The following is an 18,509-nucleotide window of genomic DNA, read 5'->3' as shown; positions in this document are numbered from 1 at the left end:
CGAGGCACGCTATGCTGAAAGCCACCGAGTCTGCTTTGCCACGCTATCAACTTCAAGGTGAGCGCCCATGCTGGACCTCATTTCCCATCCGGCCGAGCATGTCGTGGCGATGAAGGCGAGTGGCGTCGTCACGGGCCAGGAGCTGCAGTGCGCCATCGATGCCATCGAGGCCGCCAAGCGGGCCCATCCCCGGGTCAGCCTGGTGGTCGAGATTGACGGCCTTCGCTGGCTGACCCTGACCGCCCTGATGAAGGATGTCGGCTATGGCCTGACCCAACTCGGCGATCTCAAGCGCTACCACCGGGCCGCCGTGGTCACCGATCAGGAGTGGGTCAAGCATCTCGCCTACCTGGAGGAGCGGCTGTTCAAGGCCGTGGAGATTCGCACCTTCCCCACACGCGAGCATGCCGAGGCCATGGCCTGGGCCGCCGCACTGCCCAAGGGGGACCATGAGGACCCCGAGGAAGATGGCTATCACGGCGCCTGATCGTGCCGCTCAGCCGACGCCGAGGTGCCCTCAAGGTTATCCACACGCCATTGTATGACTGAATGCCCGTTGCTCGTGTGCTGCAGTGTCCGCTCGGGGCTCCGTCTGGTCGCACCGAGGCCCGGGGTGGTAGTTTCAGGAACTGGCAACGTTTGGACAGAGGGTAACTGGCGCTGGACAGTGAGTCGCTGGTGCCCGACTGGCGAGAGGTGGTGAATGGTCGAGCAGCGAGGCCCCCACCTGGTGGTGTTCACCGGGGCCGGGATCAGTGCCGAGAGTGGCATCCAGACCTTTCGCGCCAGCGACGGCCTATGGGCCGACCATCCGATCGAGGAGGTCGCCACCCCCGAGGGCTGGCGGCGCGATCCCGAGCGCGTGCTGCGCTTCTATGACCAGCGTCGCGACCAGGTGCGCCGGGCACGCCCCAACGCCGCCCACAGGGCGCTGGCGAGCCTCGAGCAGCAGGGCTTCGCGGTCAGCATCATCACTCAGAACATCGATGACCTGCACGAGCGCGCCGGCTCGCGTCAGGTGCTGCACCTGCACGGCGAGATCCTCAAGGCGCGCTCCACGCTGGACCCGCGCATTTGCTATCCCCTGCCCCGCGGCGGGATTCGCCTGGGCGATCTCTGCGACAAGGGCAGCCAGCTGCGCCCCGACGTGGTGTGGTTCGGCGAGGGCGTGCCGCATTTCATGGATGCGTGCGAGACCGTGGCTCGGGCCGACCTGCTGCTGGTGGTGGGGACGTCCCTTGCGGTGATGCCGGCCGCGGCGCTGCTCGAGCACACTCCGCTGGACGCGCCCTGCGTGCTGGTCGACCCCGAGGCCCGTGCCCTGGCGCCGCCCGGTACGACGGCCCTTGCGCAGCCGGCGGGCCGGGGCGTGCCCACCCTGGTGCGCCACTGGAAGCGTGAGGGGCGTCTGTGGCTGCCTGAGACCCTGCTGAGTGAGGCATGAGGCGGGGGGCATGCTAGAATGTTGCCCCTCTTCGCCGCCGGGATCACGCCAGCATGCAGGACGACACGCTCCAGGACACCGTCAACGAGCGCGATCCCGTTACCACTCTCTCCAGTGACCCCGAAGCCGGTCCGTCCAGTGACCCCGCCACCGGCCATCCGCGGCCGCCGCGGCGCGAGTTCAAGGCCCGCGGCAGCTTCGTCACTCGTTGCGAGGGCTGTCGACTGCCGGCCCTCAACTGCCTCTGTCCCTATCGGGTGCGGGCCGAGAGCGGCGCGCGGGTGTGGCTGCTGACCCATCCGCTGGAGCATCACAAGCCCACCAACACCGGCCGGCTGATCGGCGATGTCCTGCCGGATACCGAGGTCTTCACCTGGTACCGCACGGCGCCGGATGCGCGACTGCTGGCCCTGCTCGATGACGAGCGCTACGCGCCCTTCGTGATCTTTCCCGACGACCAGCCCGACTATGCCGACCGCGTGGTGGGGATGGATTCCGTGACCGAACGTCAGGGAGAGGGTCGGATTCCGGTCTTTATCATCCTCGACGGCACCTGGCGCCAGGCCCGGCGGATCTTCCGCAAGAGCCCCTACCTCGACCGGCTGCCGGTGCTGCCCCTGGCCACCGAGCGGCGCACCCGCTACCGGCTGCGCAAGCCGGCCTCGGCCGCGCATCTCTGCACGGCCGAGGTGGCCATCGAAATGCTTCGCCAGGCCGGCGATGCGGGGGCGGCAGAGGTGCTCGATGACTATTTCGATGCCTTCAACGACAGCTATGCCGCCAGTCGGCGCCACGAGAAGCTAGAGGCACCGACGGCAGCCATGCGGCGTCTGCTGGAGAGAGCCGCTCACTGAGCCTGCGTCCTTTCTCCGCTGACGCGAACGCCCGGTCACGCGCCGGGCCGCCGCAACATCACTCGCCGTGCTTGCTCAGGATCCAGTCGACCAGCTGTCCGGCTTCCTCCTCGCTTACCTCGGGGCGCTCACCCGGCTCCGGCATGGTCGCCGACCCCCAGTGCTTCTCGCCCCCGGTCATCACAACCTCGACCAGGTAGTCCCGCATCTCACCTCCCGCATATTTGGCCGCGATGCTGGTGAAGCTCGGTGTCCTCGGGGTGTCGTCGTCCCGGGCGTGACAGCTCAGGCACTGCTTCTCTTCGGCCAGCTTCATCATGTCGCCATTCATGTCCGCTGCCGCGGAGCCGGCGACCAGCAACGGGCCGGTCAGCGCCATGCATAGGAGCGTGGTTTTCATGTCCTTTCCCCCTGTGTGGGTCGGTATGCTCGGTGGGTGCTGCTTGTCTCGAGGCTGCCATCCGGGCACGCGAAACGGCCGGGGCAGTTGCCTTGAACTTAGGCCAGCCACCCCGACAGGGCCATCACGCGGTTTCCGGTTTTTCTCATACCCGAGGGGAGTGGCCCGCCATCGTCCAGGTGGCGGTGGCGGGCATCATCCTGGCCGGCGGCCAGCGGGGACGCTCACCCGCCGAACAGTTTCCCGGCGATTCGGAAGCCGGCGATCCAGGTGCCGGCGGCGGAGCCGAGGGTGGCGGTGAGGAACACCAGCAGGGTGCGCGAGACCCGGTTGCGCCACCAGCCCTTGAGCTCGGTGACGTCGTGTCGCAGGGTCGAGAAGTCCCGCACCTTGGGCTTGCGCAGCCAGAGTTCGACGCCCGCGGCCACGAAGCCAGCGCCGATGGTCGGGTTGAGCGAGGTGAGCGGGGCGGCGACGAAGGTAGCCGCCACCGTGACCGGATGGGCCAGGGCGATCAGGGTGGCGGCGCCGGAGAGCACGCCGTTGATCAGGAACCACTCCGCCACGAGCTGCCAGCCGAGCCCGGTGTTGCGCGAGAAGCCGATGGCGAAGCCGGTCAGGACCAGCAGCGTGATCAGCCAGGGCAGCGCCCGCCACACGCGCGAGGGCGGCGGCGTGGCCTCGAGGCGCTTGCGCTCAGGGACGGGGTCGTCGGGCAGTGGCTGTTCCAGTTGCTCGGCCATGCCCTTCATGTGGCCGGCGCCGATCACCACCAGCACCCGGCGATAGCGGCCGGGCCCGGCGTCCTCCGCCAGGCGCAGCACCATGTAGCGGTCGCGCTCGCTGATCAGCGGCGTGTAGAGGGAGGCCGACTCGGCGGCGAACTCGCTGAAGGTGGACTCCAGGACGTCGCCCTCCTTGAGTCGCTCGATCTCCTCGGCGGAGACCTGCTGGCGCGACAGGACGCTGCCGAGCAGGCCCGAGAAGAGCGAGAAGCGCTGCCACCAGGGCACGTTGTGGTAGATGCGCTTGAGGGTGATGCCCACGTCGCGGTCGATCAGCAGCAGCGGGAGGTCGGCGTCGCGGCTCTCCTCCAGGGCGGCGCGCATCTCGGCGCCCGGCTCGATGCCCGACTGTTCGGCCACGCGCTGCTGGAAGGCGCCCAGCGCCAGGCTGGCGGCGACCATGCCGGCCTTGCCCTGACGGAAGATCTGGAACAGGTCCTGCTCGCCCAGGGCATCGGGGTTCGTCAGGCTGTGGTGGCGAGAGTCGCACAGCTCGATGGCCACGGCATCGAATTCGCCGGAGCGGATCAGCGCGCGCACGTCCGCGGCGCTCTCGGCGGAGACATGGGCGGTGCCCAGCAGGGTGTAGCGGGTCTCGCCCACCACGAGCTCCCGGCGCGGGCCGCTGGTGGTCTCGTCCTGCGGGGGAGTGATCACGGAGTCCTGGGAGTCGGTCATGGACGCTCGGGTCTGAAGGGTGAAGGCTCGATTATCCACGAAGCGCCGGGGCAGGCCAAACCCGCCTTGCCGGCGTCTCCAATGTATCGATCGCGGTCTTCGGGGGCGCCGTCACTTGCGCCAGAACGCCGGGGTGAAGAGCACCAGCACGGTGAAGATCTCCTGGCGGCCGAGCAGCATGGCCATCACCAGGATCCACTTGGCCAGGTCCGGAAGGTCGCCCCCGTCATGTGAGCCGCGCTGGCCCGGCCAGCGTGCAGGCGGCCCGCCTGCACAGCGGTGACGTTCGTCACTTGCGCTAGAACGCCGGGGTGAAGAGCACCAGCACGGTGAAGATCTCCTGGCGGCCGAGCAGCATGGCCATCACCAGGATCCACTTGGCCAGGTCCGGAAGGTCGCCCCCGTCATGTGAGCCGCGCTGGCCCGGCCAGCGTGCAGGCGGCCCGCCTGCACAGCGGTGACGTTCGTCACTTGCGCCAGAACGCCGGGGTGAAGAGCACCAGCACGGTGAAGATCTCCAGGCGGCCGAGCAGCATGGCCATCACCAGGATCCACTTGGCCAGGTCTGGCAGGTCGCCGTAATGCGCGCTGGCCTCGCCCAGCGCCGGGCCGAGGTTGTTGAGCGCCGAGCCCACCGTGGACCAGGCGGTGACCTGGTCCACCCCGGTGGCCATCACCCCCACCAGCATCAGGAAGAACAGCATCACGTAGGCGGAGAAGAACCCCCACACCGCCTGGGCGATGCCGTCGGGCACGCTGACCTTGCCGATCTTCACCGTGATCACCGCATTGGGGTGGATCAGGCGCATCACCTCGCGCATGCCCTGCTTGAGGATCAGGATGATGCGGATCACCTTCATGCCGCCGCCGGTGGAGCCGGAGCAGCCGCCGACGAAGGCCGCGACGAACAGCAGGAAGGGCAGGGCGCCGGGCCAGGTGGAGAAGTCCGCCACGGCGAAGCCGGCGGTGGTGGCCACGGAGACCACCTCGAAGACCGCATGGCGAAGCCCCAGGGAGGTCGAGTAGGCGTCGGTCAGCCACAGCGAGACCGCGGTGATCACCGTCAGCGCGCTCAGGAAGAGCATCAGGAAGCGCGCCTCGGGGTCCTGGAAGTAGTGGGTCAGGCTGCGCTGGCGCCAGGCCAGGAAATGCAGGCTGTAGCTGAACGCCGAGATCAGCAGGAAGCCGGTGCAGATCATCTCGATGGCGGCACTGTCGAAGTAGCCGATGCTGGCATCATGGGTCGAGAAACCGCCGATGGCCACCGTGGAGAAGCTGTGCCCCAGGGCGTCGAACCAGTCCATGCCGGCGGCCATGTAGGCCAGCATGCAGGTGACGGTCAGGGTGGCGTAGATGTACCAGAGGGCCTTGGCGGTCTCGGTGATGCGCGGGGTGAGCTTGGAGTCCTTGAGTGGACCGGGGATCTCGGTGCGGTAGAGGGCCATGCCGCCGACCCCCAGGGTCGGCAGGATGGCGACGGCCAGCACCACGATCCCCATGCCGCCCAGCCACTGGAGCTGCTGGCGATAGTAGAGGACCGCCTTGGGCAGGAAGTCGATGCCGGTGATCACCGTGGCGCCGGTGGTGGTCAGTCCGGAGAAGGACTCGAACACTGCATCGGTGGGCGACAGGGCCGTGTCGCCGGTGAGCATCAGCGGCAGCGAGCCGAACAGCCCCAGCACGCTCCAGAACAGCGCCGCGATCAAGAAGCCGTCGCGGGTGCGCAGCTCCTTGCGGGCCCGGCGGTTGGGCAGGTACATCATCGCCCCGGTCGCCACGGTGATGCCGATGGCCACCGCGAAGGCCTCCCACATGCCGTCCTGGTAGAGCAGCGAGATCAGGATGGGCGGCACCATGGTCAGGCTGAACATCATCAGCAGCAGGCCCAGGATGCGCAGGATCATGCGCAGGCTCATCGGGCGGCTCTCCTCGGGTCGCCAGGGGGTACGAGACAGGCCATCAGAAGAAGGTCAGTCCGACCTGGAAGAGCCGCTCCACGTCGCGGAGCCGGCGCTTGTCGATCACGAAGAGGATGACGTGGTCGCCGGAGGCCACCACCACGTCGTCGTGGGCGATCAGCACCTCCTTTCCGCGCACCACGGCGCCGATGGTGGTGCCCTGGGGCAGGTCGATGTCGCCGATGGCCCGCCCCACCACCTTCGAGGACTGGGTGTCGCCGTGGGCGATGGCCTCGATGGCCTCGGCGGCGCCACGGCGCAGCGAGTGGACGTTGACGATGTCGCCGCGCCGCACGTGTGTCAGCAGGCTGCCGATGGTGGCCTGCTGGGGCGAGATGGCGATATCGATCTCGCCCCCCTGCACCAGGTCCACGTAGGCGGCATTGTTGATCAGCGTCAGCACCTTCTTGGCCCCCATGCGCTTGGCCAGCATCGACGACATGATGTTGACCTCGTCGTCGTTGGTCAGGGCGCAGAAGATGTCGCAGTCCTCGATGTTCTCCTCTTCCAGCAGTCGCTTGGCGGTGGCGCTGCCGTGCAGCACCACGGTGCGATCCAGGCGCTCGGAGAGCTGGGTGCAGCGGTCGAGGTTGTGCTCGATGATCTTGACCTGGTGGCTGTGTTCCAGGTGCTCGGCGAGGCGCTCGCCGATGTTGCCGCCGCCGGCGATCATCACCCGGCGGAAGTCGCGGTCGAGGCGACGCAGTTCGCTCATCACGGCGCGGATGTCGCGGCGGGCGGCGATGAAGAACACCTCGTCGTCGGCCTCGATCACGGTGTCCCCGCGGGGGATGATCGGCCGGTTGCGGCGGTAGATGGCCGCCACCCGGGTATCGACGCTGGGCATGTGGCGGCGCAGGAAGCCCAGCTCCTGGCCGACCAGGGGGCCGCCATAGAAGGCCTTCACCGCCACCAGCTGCACCAGACCGCTGGCGAACTCCAGGACCTGCAGGGCCCCGGGGTGCTCGATCAGGCGGCGGATGTGGTCGGTGACCACCTGCTCGGGGCTGATCAGCACGTCGATGGGCACCGCATCGTGGGCGAACAGCCCCTTGCGGGTGAGGTAGGCGGTGGCGCGCACCCGGGCGATCTTGGTGGGGGTGCGGAATAGCGTGTGGGCCACCTGGCAGGCGATCATGTTGACTTCGTCGGAGTTGGTCACCGCGATCAGCATGTCGGCATCCTCGCAGCCGGCCTGGCGCAGCACCATCGGGTAGGAGCCGGCGCCGGAGACCGTGCGGATGTCCAGGCGGGTGTGGAGTTCGCGCAGGCGCTCGTTGTCGGTGTCCACCACCGTGATGTCGTTCTCTTCCCGGGCCAGGTGTTCGGCCAGGGTGCCGCCGACCTGGCCGGCGCCCAGAATGATGATCTTCATCGTTGTGCTATCCGCTCTGGTCAGACCCGGGGGATCGAGGGCGGCGCACCTTGTGCGCCGCAGCATACCGAGGCAAGCCTAAACCAGCCATCGGGAGAAGAACAGGTCGTGTCGCGGTTCAGTCGAGGGTGAAGCCGACCTTGATGGTGACCTGCCAGTGGGAGACACGCCCGTGCTCGATGTGGCCGCGCGTGTCCATGACCTCGAACCAGCGCATGCCGTGCAGGCTCTCTGCGGCCTTGGTCAGGGCGTTCTGGATGGCGTCCTCGATGTCCTTCTCCGAGGAACCCGTCAGCTCGATATGCTTGTAGGTGTGATGGCTCATGAGGCCTCCTGTGTTGCGGATCGATCATGCCGCCCGTCAGGCAGGGCGCTTAACCAGTCTGGCATAGAAGAAGCCGTCGTGACTGTCGGGCTCGGGCAGCAGCTGCCGCCCGGCGCCCGAGACGCGGCCCCAGCCCATCTCGGCCGGGGTAGTGACCTCGGCATCGGGGGTGCGGGCCAGGAAGGCGTCGATCTGCTCGGCATTCTCCTCGGGCAGCACCGAACAGGTGGCGTACAGGAGGGTCCCCCCTGGGCTGAGCAGCGGCCAGAGGTTGTCGAGCAGGCGGGCCTGGAGCTCGGCCAGCTTCGCGATGTCCGAGGGACGACGCAACCGCTTGATATCCGGGTGTCGGCGGATCACCCCGCTGCCGGAGCAGGGGGCGTCCAGCAGGATGGCATCGTAGGGGGTGCCATCCCACCAGTCACGCTCGGTGGCATCGCCCGTGGCCAGGGTCGCGGAGAGCCCCAGGCGACCCAGGGTGTCCTCGACCCTGGCCAGGCGAGCGGGGTCACTGTCGATGGCCTGCAGGTCGAGGTCGAACAGCTCGAGCAGGTGGGCGGTCTTGCCGCCCGGGGCGCAGCAGGCATCCAGCACCCGGGCGCCCGGGCGCGGTGCCAGGGAAGGGCCGAGCAGCACGGCGGCCAGCTGGGCCGATTCGTCCTGGACGCTGACCTGGCCCTCAGCGAAGCCCGGCAACGTCTCGACATCACGCGGCGTCTCGAGCGTCAGGCCGTCCGGGGCATGCAGGCAGAGGCGCGCCTGCATGCCGGCGCCGTCGAGGCGGTCCAGGTACATCTCGCGATCCCCGTGGCGGCGGTTGACTCGCAGGGTCATGGGGCCCGGCACATTGTTGGCCTCGCAGATGGCCCGCCAGTCGTCCGGCCACGCCTTGCGCAGGGCCTTGAGCCACCACCTGGGATGCAGCAGGGCCACAGCCGGGTCCTGGTCCACCTCCGCCTGGAGCTCGGTGCTCTCGCGCTGCAGGCGGCGCAGGCAGCCGTTCAGCACCCGGGTGGCCCACTCCTTGCCCAGCAGGCGGGCGGCACCGGCGGTCTCGCCCACGGCGGCATGGGCCGGGATGCGCAGGTAGAGCAGCTGGTGGATGCCGAGCAGCAGCAGCGCCTGGACATCGGCATCGCGGGCCTTGAACGGCTTGGCCAACAGCTTGCCGGCCAGCGCCTCGAGTCTCGGCAGGGTGCGGCAGCTGCCGTAGCAGAGGGCCTTGAAGAGGGCCCGGTCCCGGGCCACCACCTGATGGTCATCGAGGCCGGTGAGCGAGCCCTTGCCGGTGATCACCGGGGCCAGGGCACGGGCAGCGGCGGCGCGCACGGCCAGGCCGCCGTCGCGCTGGCCTTCCCGGGAGGGGGTGGGGGATGTCTTCTTGCTCATGCCGGGGCCTCCTCGTCGTGGTGCCCCAGGCGGGTCCCGGGGGGGAATCGGTCGGCGCGGGCCTTGAGCAGCTCGCGCACCGGCATGGCCTTGCCACCGGGCAGCTGAGCGCGGGTCACCGCCAGGACCTCGTCACCGGCCTCGCCGCAGGCGATGCGCAGGGCGTCGGCCTCGGGGGAGAGCAGGGTGCCGGGGGGACGCGGCGACTCGTCTGGCGTCGGCGTGTCGGTTCGAGCCATCAGCAGGCGCAGGCGATCCCCCCCAGGGGGCACCAGGCCACCGGCCAGGGATTGAAGGCGCGGATCCGGGCGGCCAGCTCCTCGGCCGGGCGCCGGAAGTCGAGCTCCGCCTCGGCCTTGTAGAGCTTGGCGGCATAGGTGACGCCGTCGGCGGGCTGGGGAGTGGCGGCCAGCTCGTCACCGGCGAGGGCGTCCAGGGCCTCGACCAGGGCCTCGCCGCCCAGACCCGCCAGGGTGTCGTGGAGTTCGCCCCCGGTGGTGGTGGCGGTGATCGGCGTCCGCCTGACCAGCAGCATGTCGCCAGTGTCGAGTCCCTCATCCATCTGCATGATGGTCACCCCACTCTCGTCATCCCTGGCCTCGATGGCCCGCTGGATGGGCGCGGCCCCGCGCCAGCGCGGCAGCAGCGAGGCATGCACGTTGAGGCAGCCCAGCCGGGGAATCTCGAGGACCGCGCCGGGCAGGATGAGCCCGTAGGCCACCACCACCATGATGTCGGCCTCGAGGGCCGCCAGTTCGGCCTGCACCTCGGGCGCCTTCAGGGTCTCGGGCTGGTGCACCGGCAGGTCGTGGCGCAGCGCCAGGGCCTTGACGGGGCTCGGGGTGAGCTTGCGGCCACGGCCCGCGGGGCGGTCCGGCTGGGTATAGACGGCGATGACGTCGTGTCGGCTCGCCAGCAGCGCCGACAGGCTCTCGGCGGCGAAGTCGGGGGTGCCGGCGAAGATGACGCGCAGGGGTCGGGACATGGTGAGGGCCTTGCCAGTGGGCGATGGCCCTCATGATAACGGAGGCGACCGGAAACGACGAAGGCCGACGCGCAAACGTCGGCCTTCGGTCGCGGGATCGCTGACGGGTCAGGCGGGCTGCATCTGCTTGTGACGCTTCTGCATCTTCTTCATCACCCGGTCCCGCTTGAGCGGCGAGAGGTAGTCGACGAACAGCACCCCCTCGAGGTGATCGTACTCGTGCTGGATGCAGTGGGCGAGCAGCCCCTCCGCCTCGAGCTCGTAGGGCTGGCCGTCCCGGTCCAGAGCCTTCAGGTGCACCTTCAGGGCGCGCGGGACCTCGGCATAATACTCCGGGATCGACAGGCACCCCTCCTGCATCGGGTCGCGCTCGTCGCCGATGGGCGTGAATTCGGGGTTGATCAGCACCAGCGGGCTTGCGCGGTCGTCGCTGACGTCCATGACGATGACCCGGCGGTGCACGTCCACCTGGGTGGCGGCGAGTCCGATGCCACTGGCGTCGTACATGGTCTCGAGCATGTCGTCGACCAGGCGGCGTACCTCGTCGTCTACCGTCTCGACCGGCGCCGCGATCGTCCGCAGCCGCTCGTCGGGAAATTCGAGGATAGGTAATTTGGCCATGGCGTTGGAATCACCGTTATGCTGTCATTTACAAGATGACACTATTCTAAGAGTACGCGTTCCACGGCGATACCGTCGAACGTGCATGACATCGATAGCATCTGACTATACCACGTCGCCGTCGTTCCATGGGCGCCAGGCGTGAGGCCAGCAACGCGGGGGAGAGCAGGGATGAAACAGACAGGATGCGCAGTGGCGTGGTGCCAGCGGCTCAAGGCGGGGGTCGGTGCCTTGCTGGTGGGCGGGGTTCTCGGGCTCGGCACCCCCCAGCTTCAGGCCCAGGGCCTTTCCTGGGATGACGGCCTGAGGGGGGACGCGCCGGATCGTTATACCGTGGTCAAGGGGGACACCCTGTGGGACATCTCCGGTCGCTTCCTGCAGCATCCCTGGCAGTGGCCCGAGGTGTGGCAGGTCAACCCGCAGATCAAGAACCCCCACCTGATCTATCCCGGCGATATCGTCTACCTCTACGACTGCAACGGTCGCCCCTGCCTCGGCCTGGAGCGCGGCCAGGGCATGGCACGGCTGTCGCCCAAGGTGCGCACCACGCCCCACCGCGAGGCCATCGAGCCGATCCCGCTGGATGCCGTGCGTCACTTCCTGCGCGAGCATCGGGTCATCGAGGATCCCGAGGCGCTGGACGAGCTGGCCTACGTGGTCGCCGGGGACGACGGTCGGCTGATCAGCGGCAGCGGCGATCGCCTCTATGCCCGCGGTCGGGTCGAGGGCGGCGGCCGTGTCGGCCTCTACCGGGTGGGCGAGCAGTACGTCGACAGCGTCACCGGCGAGTCGCTCGGCCTCGAGCTCGAGAGCGTCGGCGAGGCGCGTCGGCTGCGGCAGGAGGATGACATCGTGGTGATGGAGGTCACCTCCTCCCGCCAGGAGGTCCGCGACGACGACATCGTGCTGCCCCTCGAGGACCGCCGCCTGGTCACCGAGTTCCTGCCGCGGGCGCCGGACCGGGAGGTCGACGGCCACATCCTGGCGGTGCCGGGGGGCGTGCGCTTCATCGGTCGCCTGCAGGTGGTGGCGCTCGACCGCGGCCGTCGCGACGGCCTGGAAGCGGGGCACGTGCTGATGGTCGAGCAGCAGGGAGACCTGGTCGACGACCCGCGCACCGGCGAGGCGCTGCGCCTGCCCGGCGAGGATGCCGGCCTGGTGATGGTCTTCCGGCCCTACGAGAAGATGAGCTATGGCCTGGTGATGCAGGCCAGCCGCACCCTCTCCGTCGGCGACCGGATCCACAGCCCCCGGCGCCTGCTGGACACGGCGCTGCGCTAGGGGCGCCACGCCAGGTGCAGTCGCGCGAGTGGCGGGCCCTTGCCAGGCTGCCCGGCGTCGGGGCGGCGCGCCTGGCCGAGCTGGCGGCGGCCCGCCCCGACTGGCCGTCGGGCTGGCTGGCCTTGCTGCCCCGGGAGGCGGCCACGGCCCTGCGGCTGTGGCTCGATCATCCCGCGCGCAGCCCCCTCACCGCCGAGCTGGACGCCGATGACACCTGGCTGGGTGCCGAGCCCGCCCGGCACCTGATCCATCCGGACCATCCGCACTGGCCGAGGCTGCTCGGGCAGATCGCCGATCCGCCGCCGGTGCTCTGGGCGATGGGGGACCTCTCGGCGCTCGAGCCACCGCGACTGGCCATGGTCGGTTCGCGTCGGCCGACCCGGGAAGGACTCACCAATGCCGCAGGCTTCGCCAGGGAGCTGGCCGGGCGAGGCTGGTGCGTGGTCAGCGGCATGGCGCTGGGCATCGATGCCGCCGCCCAGCAGTCGGCCCTGGAGGCCGGCGGCACCAGCGTGGCGGTGCTCGGTTGCGGCGTGGACGTCACCTACCCGCCCCGCCATCACCGCCTGCATCGGCGGTTGCAGGAGCCCGGCGGGCTGCTGCTCTCCGAGCATCCTCCCGGCACCCGGGCCCGGGCCGGCTTCTTCCCGCGGCGCAACCGCATCGTCACCGGCCTCTCGCTGGGCGTGCTGGTGGTCGAGGCGGCCGAGAAGAGCGGGTCGCTGGTCAGTGCCCGCCTGGCCCTCGAGCAGAACCGCGAGGTCTTCGCCCTGCCCGGCTCCATCCACAACCCCATGGCCCGGGGGTGTCTGCAGCTCATTCGCGATGGTGCCGTGCTGGTGCGCCAGGTCGACGACATCCTCGCCGAGCTGCGTCAGTGGGCCGTGGCCACCGCCATCGATTCCCCGCCTGCGCCCGGCCCGGACCCGGCGCGGGAGGATTCGCTGCTGCGCTGGCTGAGCGACACGCCCACGCCGGTGGATGCCCTGGTCTCGCTGACCGGCCGCGGCGTCGCCGACTGCCAGCGCGGCCTGCTCGAACTGGAACTCGAGGGCGTCGCGGCCCAGGCTGCCGGTGGCTGGGTGCGCCTGCCGACCCGGCCGGGAGCGTGATAGCATACGACCCCATAGCTGGCGGCCTGCCGGCCTCTCGAGTCACCACGAGGAAACCCATGATCGAGTCCAGCGCACTGGAGGAAGCCGTTGCCGCCCTTCGGGCCGGAGGCGTGATCGCCTATCCCACCGAGGCCGTCTGGGGGCTCGGGTGTGATCCCGACGACGAGGCGGCACTCGCCCGCCTGCTGCGCCTCAAGGCGCGCGACCCGGCCAAGGGCGTGATCCTGGTGGCCGCTAGCATCGAGCAGGCCGCCCCCTGGCTCGAGGGCGTGTCGGAGGCGCAGCGGGCGACGCTGGCGGCGAGCTGGCCGGGCCCCACGACCTTCCTGGTGCCCGACAATGGTCGTGCCCACGCCCTGGTGCGCGGCGACCATGACCGGGTGGCGCTGCGCGTCAGCGACCATCCCCTGGTGGTGGCCCTGTGCGAGGCGTTCGGCGGGCCGTTGGTGTCCACCTCCGCCAACCGGGCCGGGGAGCCGCCAGCGATGAGCGCCGACGAAGTCCGGCGCGTCTTCGGCGAGGAGCTCGATGCCGTCCTCGAGGGCGAGTTGGGCGGGCTCCTGCGCCCCAGCACCATCCGTGATCTGGCCACCGGCCGGGTCCTGCGTTCCTGATCCCCCCTTCCCATTCTGCCCAGGAGGCACCGTTGGCCCACGCCCATCTCGATGACGTCAAGACGTACCTGCTCGACCTCCAGGACCGGCTCTGCGAGGCCCTGGCCGCAGAGGACGGCGGCGACTTCCGCGAGGATGCCTGGGAGCGCGAGGAGGGCGGCGGCGGTCGCTCCCGGGTGATCGAGCGCGGCCGCCTCTTCGAGAAGGGGGGCGTGAACTTCTCCCACGTGTTCGGCGAGCGCCTGCCTCCCTCCGCCACTGCGGCGCGCCCCGAGCTTGTCGGGCGCAGCTTCCACGCGGTGGGCGTCTCCTGGGTGCTGCACCCGGAGAACCCCCACGTGCCGACCAGCCACGGCAACGTGCGCTTCTTCATCGCCGAGAAGCCCGGCGAGGCGCCGGTGTGGTGGTTCGGCGGCGGCTACGACCTGACCCCCTACTATCCCGTCCACGAGGACGTGCTGCACTGGCACCGGGTGGCCCGGGATGCCTGCGCGCCCTTTGGCGAGGCGGTCTATCCGCGCTACAAGGCGTGGTGCGACGACTACTTCACCCTGAAGCATCGCGGCGAGACCCGGGGGGTCGGCGGCCTCTTCTTCGACGACCTCAACGAGGAGGGCTTCGAGACCAGCTTCGCCTTCCAGCGGGCGGTGGGGGACAGCTTCCTCGACGCCTATCTGCCCATCGTGCGTCGCCGCCGCGACACCCCCTGGGGCGAGCGCGAGCGGGACTTCCAGCTCTATCGCCGCGGCCGCTACGTGGAGTTCAACCTGGTCTGGGACCGCGGCACCCTGTTCGGCCTGCAGAGCGGCGGTCGCACCGAGTCGATCCTGATGTCGATGCCGCCCCTGGCAAGCTGGGTGTACGACTGGCACCCGGAGCCGGGCAGCCCCGAGGCGCGGCTCTACGACGACTACCTGCGTCCCCGTGACTGGCTGGGCGAGGCCCCGAGCGAGGAGACCCCATGACCGATCGCTACTGTGTCTTCGGCCATCCAGTCGGCCACTCGAAGTCCCCGGCCATCCATGCCGCCTTCGCCGAGCAGACCGGGGAGCGCATCGAGTACACCGCCATCGAGGCGCCGTTGGACGACTTCGCCGGCGCCTGGCGCGCCTTCGTGGCCGAGGGCGGCCGCGGGGCCAACGTCACCGTGCCCTTCAAGGAGGAGGCCTTCCGCCTCTGCGACACCCTGAGCGGGCGCGCCCGCCGCGCCGGGGCGGTGAACACCCTGATCCTCGGCGGCAACGGACTGACGTATGGCGACACCACCGACGGGGTCGGCCTGGTGCGCGACCTTCAGGGGAAGGGGGTCGCCCTGGCCGGGGCGCGTGTCCTGGTGCTGGGGGCCGGCGGGGCGGTACGCGGGGTGCTGGAGCCGCTGCTGGCGGCGCAGCCGGCGAGCGTGCGGATCGCCAACCGGACCGCGGCCAGGGCCGAGGCGCTGGCGGAGGACTTCCGCGACCTGGGCACGATCCGTGGCGGCGGGTTCGAGGCCGTGGAAGGGCCCTACGACCTGGTGATCAACGGCACCAGTGCAAGCCTGGCCGGGGACCTGCCGCCGCTGCCCGACGGGCTCTTCGCCGCCGGGGCGACGGCCCACGACATGATGTATGGCGCCGAGCCCACGGTCTTCCTGCGCTGGGCCGCCGAGCGGGGCGCGCGGCCCCTCGACGGCCTGGGCATGCTGGTGGAGCAGGCCGCCGAGTCCTTCTTCCAGTGGCGCGGCAAGCGCCCCGACACCGCTCCGGTGCTGGAGATGCTCAGGCAGGCGCTTTGAGAGCGATTGGAAGGAAGCGCGCCGGGGGCAGGTAGAAGAAGAGGAGGTCCTGCGCCAGCCCCCGGATCAGCCTCAAGGGTTGAGACGACAAGAGGCCGTCAGCGTCGCTTGACGAAGAGCCCTCAGCGGTGTGTCACGTAGAGCCCTCAGCGGCGCTTTACGTAAAGTCCCACCATGCACAGCGCCATGCCGGCCACCGAGAGCAGCATGCCCCCGTTGACCATCCAGGGGCTACGCTCGACCCAGGGCACGAAGGGTTGGGGGGTGTCGCGGCAGATGCCCCCCCGGTAGTCCCAGTGTCCATGCTGGACCAGCAGGCACTCCCGGACATCGCCCAGTTCCAGGAAATAGACGCCCATCAGCACGAGGATGGGCAGGACCAGCAGCAGCAGTCCGATTCTCAGCATGCGGTTTCCTTCACGGCGTCATGGACGCCCGCAGTTCGGGGTTCGGCCGGCCTGGCGGGCCTGTTCAAAGCGGGGCAGGACCTCGGGTATCTCCGCCTTGAGGCCGGCGATACGCTGGCCGTGGCTGGGGTGGGTGGACATCCACTCCGGCGGCTGCCCGCCGCCAGAGGCGGCCATGTTCTGCCACAGCGCCACGCTGGAGCGGGGATCGAACCCGGCCTGGGCCATCAACTGCAGGCCGATCACGTCCGCCTCGCTCTCGTGGCTGCGGGAGAAGGGCAGCAGGATCCCGTACTGGGCCCCCAGGCCCAGCGCGGCCATGACCTGCTGGCCACCGGCGCCCTCGAGGCCGGCGGCCGACGACAGCACCGAGAGGCCGATGTTGGTGGCGCTCTGGGTCGAGGCGCGCTCGTTGGCGTGGTGGGCCATCACATGGCCGATCTCGTGACCGATCACCGCCGCCAGCTGGTCCTGGTTCTCGGTGATGGCCAGCAGGCCGGTATTGACCCCCACATAGCCGCCGGGAAGGGCAAAGGCGTTGGCCGAGTCGTCCTGGAAGACCCGCACCTGCCAGCCCCCGTCCTGGGCCTGTGGCGGCAGGGTGCGGACGATGGCGTCGGTCACGCACTGCACCAGGCGATAGGGGGCGCCGCCCACGGTCGGGCGCTTCTGCTGGTACTCGGCGAAGGCCTGGGCGCCCATCTGGTCGAGCTGCTCGTCGGACATCAGGGTGAGCTGGGAGCGACCGGTGGGCGAGGTGGTGCAGGCGGCCAGGCTGACGCTCAGGGCGCCGATGGCAAGGCAATGAATCCAGCGCATGTAAGGCTCCTGTGGTGTCCAGGCCATCTGACTCTGGACGGGGCGTCGGGGTTCGCCACAAGATACCCCGAACGCCGGTCAGGTCAACCGGGAACCATGCACACAGGGAGGAAACCGCCATGGACGCCGAGCTATCGCGTCGTCTGCTGCATCTGCTGGATCGCGTCGAGCACTGGATGCCCCCGCCCCCGGTGGAGGTGGACTGGGAGCGGGACGTCGCCGCCCTCTGGCAGCGCCATGCCCTCGGGGGGCGGCTTCTGCCGGTGCCCCCGCGGGATGCCCTCGGCCTCGAGGACCTGCTCGGCATCGAGCGCCAGAAGCTGGCGCTGGTCGACAACACCCGGGCCTTCCTGCAGGGGCTGCCGGCCAACCATGCCCTGCTGTGGGGATCGCGGGGCAGCGGCAAGTCGTCGCTGATCCGCGCCCTGCTCAACGGGCTCGCCTCCGAGGGACTGCGCCTGGTCCAGGTCGACCGTCACGACCTCTCGGGGCTGCCGATGCTGGTGGAGCAGCTGCGCCGGCAGCGACACCGCTTCGTGGTCTACTGCGACGACCTCTCCTTCGAGGGCCACGATGATGCCTACAAGGCGCTGAAGAGCGTGCTCGACGGGGCCCTGACCGGACCGCCGCCCAATGTGCTGCTCTACGCCACCTCGAATCGTCGCCACCTGCTGCCGGAGTCGATGAGCGATAACGAGGGCTCCCGCCTGGTGGGCGACGAGCTCCATCACGGGGATGCCGTGGAGGAGAAGATCTCGCTCTCGGACCGCTTCGGCCTGTGGCTCGGCTTCCACCCCTTCAACCAGGATGTCTACCTGGAGGCCTGCTGCCACTGGGTGACCCAGCTCGGCACCGCCGCCGACTGGACCCGCGAGGCCCGTGCCGAGGCGATCCGTTTCGCCACGCTGCGCGGGGGGCGCAGCGGGCGTGGCGCCTGGCAGTTCGCCTCCCAGTGGGTGGGGCACCGCCGCCTGCACGGGGGTGCGCCGGCCTGATCAGCCGCGCGGCACCAGCGTGCCGTCCTCCCCCACGCCCAGGCGGATGGTGGGGGTGAGCAGTCCGGCCGGCAGGGTCACGCCCAGGCCGCTGAGGTCACCGGGGGTGATGGCGAACTCGCTGCCGGCGGGCAGGCTGCCGCGGCTTGCCATCTGGCGCGCCAGCGCCACCATGGGTTCCAGGCGCTCGTGTCCGCCCCCCAGCAGGTCGACGGCCACCGGGAGGCGCAGCCTGGCGTCGTCGCCCGCGTTCAGGGTGACCTCCTGCGCATAGTCGCCGCTCACCGGTTCCACGCCGGGCATGTCCAGGGTCCAGCGAAAGCCCGACATCTTCACCGGCGGCATGCCGGCCGGCAGGCCGAGGCCCATGGCCAGGGTAGCCTGCAGGGGCAGGCTGCCGGCACCGAGGCTCGACATCGCCAGGGACATGAGGTCGCTGGTGTCGAGGCGGGCATCCACGGCATAGGGGCCGATGCGCACCTCCTCCACCCCCAGCGAGGTGACGGCCAGGCGGAAGGCGAAGAGGCCGGTCTGGGGGATCGCCAGGCAGCCGCCGAGCAGGGCGGCGAGGCAGAGGGGAGCAAGCAGGCGCCAGCGGCGCGTCAGCAGGCGGGAGCGCATCATGGAATCCTCCGGGTGCGGTGCTGCAGTGCAGCGAGGCGCGTATTTCAGTCCCGGCGGCGGTCCACG

General features: G+C 69.9%; 19 protein-coding genes and 1 pseudogene. 9 read left to right on the top strand and 11 right to left on the bottom strand.

The features are described from left to right. Positions 1-67 precede the first annotated feature (67 nt). From BOX17_RS05555 to BOX17_RS05545, 3 genes are all read left to right on the top strand, one after another. The gene (locus BOX17_RS05555; RefSeq protein WP_071942545.1) at positions 68-487 is read left to right on the top strand and encodes a SpoIIAA family protein; all 420 of its coding nucleotides are present in this window, start codon (positions 68-70) and stop codon (positions 485-487) included. A 216-nt stretch (positions 488-703) separates the two neighbouring features. After that, positions 704-1,444, top strand: coding sequence for an SIR2 family NAD-dependent protein deacylase (locus tag BOX17_RS05550; protein ID WP_071942543.1), 741 nt, complete (start codon positions 704-706; stop codon positions 1,442-1,444). A gap of 53 nt (positions 1,445-1,497) precedes the next feature. Beyond that, a complete protein-coding gene (locus BOX17_RS05545) occupies positions 1,498-2,298 on the top strand; it encodes a tRNA-uridine aminocarboxypropyltransferase (protein WP_071942541.1) in 801 nt (266 codons plus the stop codon). Between the two features lie 58 nt (positions 2,299-2,356). On the opposite strand, the gene BOX17_RS05540 is transcribed toward BOX17_RS05545, so the two are convergent. From BOX17_RS05540 to def, 8 genes and pseudogenes are all read right to left on the bottom strand, one after another. After that, entirely contained in the window at positions 2,357-2,698 is a 342-nt protein-coding gene (locus BOX17_RS05540; RefSeq protein WP_071942539.1) for a c-type cytochrome, read from the bottom strand. A gap of 224 nt (positions 2,699-2,922) precedes the next feature. Further along, positions 2,923-4,161 (bottom strand): TraB/GumN family protein, encoded by a 1,239-nt coding sequence (locus tag BOX17_RS05535; RefSeq protein WP_071942537.1) that lies wholly within the window; start codon positions 4,159-4,161, stop codon positions 2,923-2,925. Positions 4,162-4,628: 467 nt separating this feature from the next. Continuing rightward, positions 4,629-6,077 carry a TrkH family potassium uptake protein gene (locus tag BOX17_RS05530; RefSeq protein WP_071942535.1) on the bottom strand — a complete coding sequence of 483 codons (1,449 nt, stop codon included), beginning with the start codon at positions 6,075-6,077 and terminating at the stop codon, positions 4,629-4,631. Between the two features lie 43 nt (positions 6,078-6,120). Beyond that, positions 6,121-7,494 carry a Trk system potassium transporter TrkA gene (gene trkA, locus BOX17_RS05525; RefSeq protein WP_071942533.1) on the bottom strand — a complete coding sequence of 458 codons (1,374 nt, stop codon included), beginning with the start codon at positions 7,492-7,494 and terminating at the stop codon, positions 6,121-6,123. A gap of 118 nt (positions 7,495-7,612) precedes the next feature. Next, positions 7,613-7,819, bottom strand: a complete 207-nt coding sequence (locus tag BOX17_RS05520) for a dodecin (RefSeq protein ID WP_071942531.1) — start codon at positions 7,817-7,819, stop codon at positions 7,613-7,615. A 36-nt stretch (positions 7,820-7,855) separates the two neighbouring features. Continuing rightward, positions 7,856-9,208: a 16S rRNA (cytosine(967)-C(5))-methyltransferase RsmB gene (gene rsmB, locus BOX17_RS05515; protein ID WP_071942529.1), complete on the bottom strand. Its 1,353-nt coding sequence runs from the start codon at positions 9,206-9,208 to the stop codon at positions 7,856-7,858. Next, a pseudogene (gene fmt, locus BOX17_RS05510) lies at positions 9,205-10,193 on the bottom strand (methionyl-tRNA formyltransferase). The gene rsmB and the pseudogene fmt overlap by 4 nt, the downstream one beginning before the upstream one ends. Before the next feature lie 108 nt (positions 10,194-10,301). Beyond that, positions 10,302-10,814, bottom strand: a complete 513-nt coding sequence (gene def, locus BOX17_RS05505; RefSeq protein WP_071942527.1) for a peptide deformylase — start codon at positions 10,812-10,814, stop codon at positions 10,302-10,304. 171 nt (positions 10,815-10,985) lie between these two features. Between def and BOX17_RS05500 the strand changes: the two genes are divergently transcribed. Genes BOX17_RS05500 through aroE form a run of 5 tightly spaced genes read left to right on the top strand, consistent with a single transcriptional unit; the run spans position 10,986 to position 15,598 of the window. Next, positions 10,986-12,095: a LysM peptidoglycan-binding domain-containing protein gene (locus tag BOX17_RS05500; protein ID WP_071942525.1), complete on the top strand. Its 1,110-nt coding sequence runs from the start codon at positions 10,986-10,988 to the stop codon at positions 12,093-12,095. A 14-nt stretch (positions 12,096-12,109) separates the two neighbouring features. Next, positions 12,110-13,207 (top strand): DNA-processing protein DprA, encoded by a 1,098-nt coding sequence (dprA, locus tag BOX17_RS05495; RefSeq protein ID WP_071942523.1) that lies wholly within the window; start codon positions 12,110-12,112, stop codon positions 13,205-13,207. A gap of 59 nt (positions 13,208-13,266) precedes the next feature. After that, complete coding sequence (gene tsaC / locus BOX17_RS05490) at positions 13,267-13,824, top strand: L-threonylcarbamoyladenylate synthase type 1 TsaC (RefSeq protein ID WP_071942521.1); 558 nt, start codon at positions 13,267-13,269, stop codon at positions 13,822-13,824. Between the two features lie 32 nt (positions 13,825-13,856). Continuing rightward, complete coding sequence (gene hemF, locus BOX17_RS05485; protein WP_071942519.1) at positions 13,857-14,789, top strand: oxygen-dependent coproporphyrinogen oxidase; 933 nt, start codon at positions 13,857-13,859, stop codon at positions 14,787-14,789. Further along, the gene (aroE, locus tag BOX17_RS05480; protein ID WP_071942517.1) at positions 14,786-15,598 is read left to right on the top strand and encodes a shikimate dehydrogenase; all 813 of its coding nucleotides are present in this window, start codon (positions 14,786-14,788) and stop codon (positions 15,596-15,598) included. Before hemF ends, aroE begins: the two co-directional genes overlap by 4 nt. 146 nt (positions 15,599-15,744) lie before the next feature. Here the strand turns inward: aroE and BOX17_RS05475 are convergent, their stop codons facing one another. Together BOX17_RS05475 and BOX17_RS05470 are read right to left on the bottom strand one after the other, a co-directional pair. Continuing rightward, the gene (locus BOX17_RS05475) at positions 15,745-16,005 is read right to left on the bottom strand and encodes a hypothetical protein (RefSeq protein WP_071942515.1); all 261 of its coding nucleotides are present in this window, start codon (positions 16,003-16,005) and stop codon (positions 15,745-15,747) included. Between the two features lie 18 nt (positions 16,006-16,023). Continuing rightward, positions 16,024-16,824 carry a M48 family metalloprotease gene (locus tag BOX17_RS05470; protein WP_071942513.1) on the bottom strand — a complete coding sequence of 267 codons (801 nt, stop codon included), beginning with the start codon at positions 16,822-16,824 and terminating at the stop codon, positions 16,024-16,026. 119 nt (positions 16,825-16,943) lie between these two features. Here BOX17_RS05470 and BOX17_RS05465 point away from each other — a divergent pair, with 119 nt between their 5' ends. Next, positions 16,944-17,819, top strand: coding sequence for an ATP-binding protein (locus tag BOX17_RS05465; protein WP_071942510.1), 876 nt, complete (start codon positions 16,944-16,946; stop codon positions 17,817-17,819). Here BOX17_RS05465 and BOX17_RS05460 read toward each other — a convergent pair whose 3' ends face one another. Further along, positions 17,820-18,443 carry a hypothetical protein gene (locus tag BOX17_RS05460; protein WP_071942508.1) on the bottom strand — a complete coding sequence of 208 codons (624 nt, stop codon included), beginning with the start codon at positions 18,441-18,443 and terminating at the stop codon, positions 17,820-17,822. Between the last annotated feature and the right edge of the window lie 66 nt (positions 18,444-18,509).

The sequence above is a fragment of the Halomonas aestuarii genome (assembly GCF_001886615.1).
In the GTDB taxonomy this organism is placed as follows: domain Bacteria; phylum Pseudomonadota; class Gammaproteobacteria; order Pseudomonadales; family Halomonadaceae; genus Halomonas; species Halomonas aestuarii.
This window is presented reverse-complemented; position numbering and strand designations above follow the sequence as displayed.

Coding starts and splice junctions, on each gene's coding strand:
- BOX17_RS05475 (WP_071942515.1), bottom strand. CDS start 16,005: ATGCTGAGAATCGGACTGCTGCTGCTGGTCCTGCCCATCCTCGTGCTG.
- BOX17_RS05520 (WP_071942531.1), bottom strand. CDS start 7,819: ATGAGCCATCACACCTACAAGCATATCGAGCTGACGGGTTCCTCGGAG.
- rsmB (WP_071942529.1), bottom strand. CDS start 9,208: ATGAGCAAGAAGACATCCCCCACCCCCTCCCGGGAAGGCCAGCGCGAC.
- BOX17_RS05555 (WP_071942545.1), top strand. CDS start 68: ATGCTGGACCTCATTTCCCATCCGGCCGAGCATGTCGTGGCGATGAAG.
- BOX17_RS05550 (WP_071942543.1), top strand. CDS start 704: ATGGTCGAGCAGCGAGGCCCCCACCTGGTGGTGTTCACCGGGGCCGGG.
- BOX17_RS05530 (WP_071942535.1), bottom strand. CDS start 6,077: ATGAGCCTGCGCATGATCCTGCGCATCCTGGGCCTGCTGCTGATGATG.
- BOX17_RS05460 (WP_071942508.1), bottom strand. CDS start 18,443: ATGATGCGCTCCCGCCTGCTGACGCGCCGCTGGCGCCTGCTTGCTCCC.
- def (WP_071942527.1), bottom strand. CDS start 10,814: ATGGCCAAATTACCTATCCTCGAATTTCCCGACGAGCGGCTGCGGACG.
- BOX17_RS05500 (WP_071942525.1), top strand. CDS start 10,986: ATGAAACAGACAGGATGCGCAGTGGCGTGGTGCCAGCGGCTCAAGGCG.
- aroE (WP_071942517.1), top strand. CDS start 14,786: ATGACCGATCGCTACTGTGTCTTCGGCCATCCAGTCGGCCACTCGAAG.
- BOX17_RS05535 (WP_071942537.1), bottom strand. CDS start 4,161: ATGACCGACTCCCAGGACTCCGTGATCACTCCCCCGCAGGACGAGACC.
- BOX17_RS05540 (WP_071942539.1), bottom strand. CDS start 2,698: ATGAAAACCACGCTCCTATGCATGGCGCTGACCGGCCCGTTGCTGGTC.
- tsaC (WP_071942521.1), top strand. CDS start 13,267: ATGATCGAGTCCAGCGCACTGGAGGAAGCCGTTGCCGCCCTTCGGGCC.
- BOX17_RS05545 (WP_071942541.1), top strand. CDS start 1,498: ATGCAGGACGACACGCTCCAGGACACCGTCAACGAGCGCGATCCCGTT.
- trkA (WP_071942533.1), bottom strand. CDS start 7,494: ATGAAGATCATCATTCTGGGCGCCGGCCAGGTCGGCGGCACCCTGGCC.
- BOX17_RS05470 (WP_071942513.1), bottom strand. CDS start 16,824: ATGCGCTGGATTCATTGCCTTGCCATCGGCGCCCTGAGCGTCAGCCTG.
- BOX17_RS05465 (WP_071942510.1), top strand. CDS start 16,944: ATGGACGCCGAGCTATCGCGTCGTCTGCTGCATCTGCTGGATCGCGTC.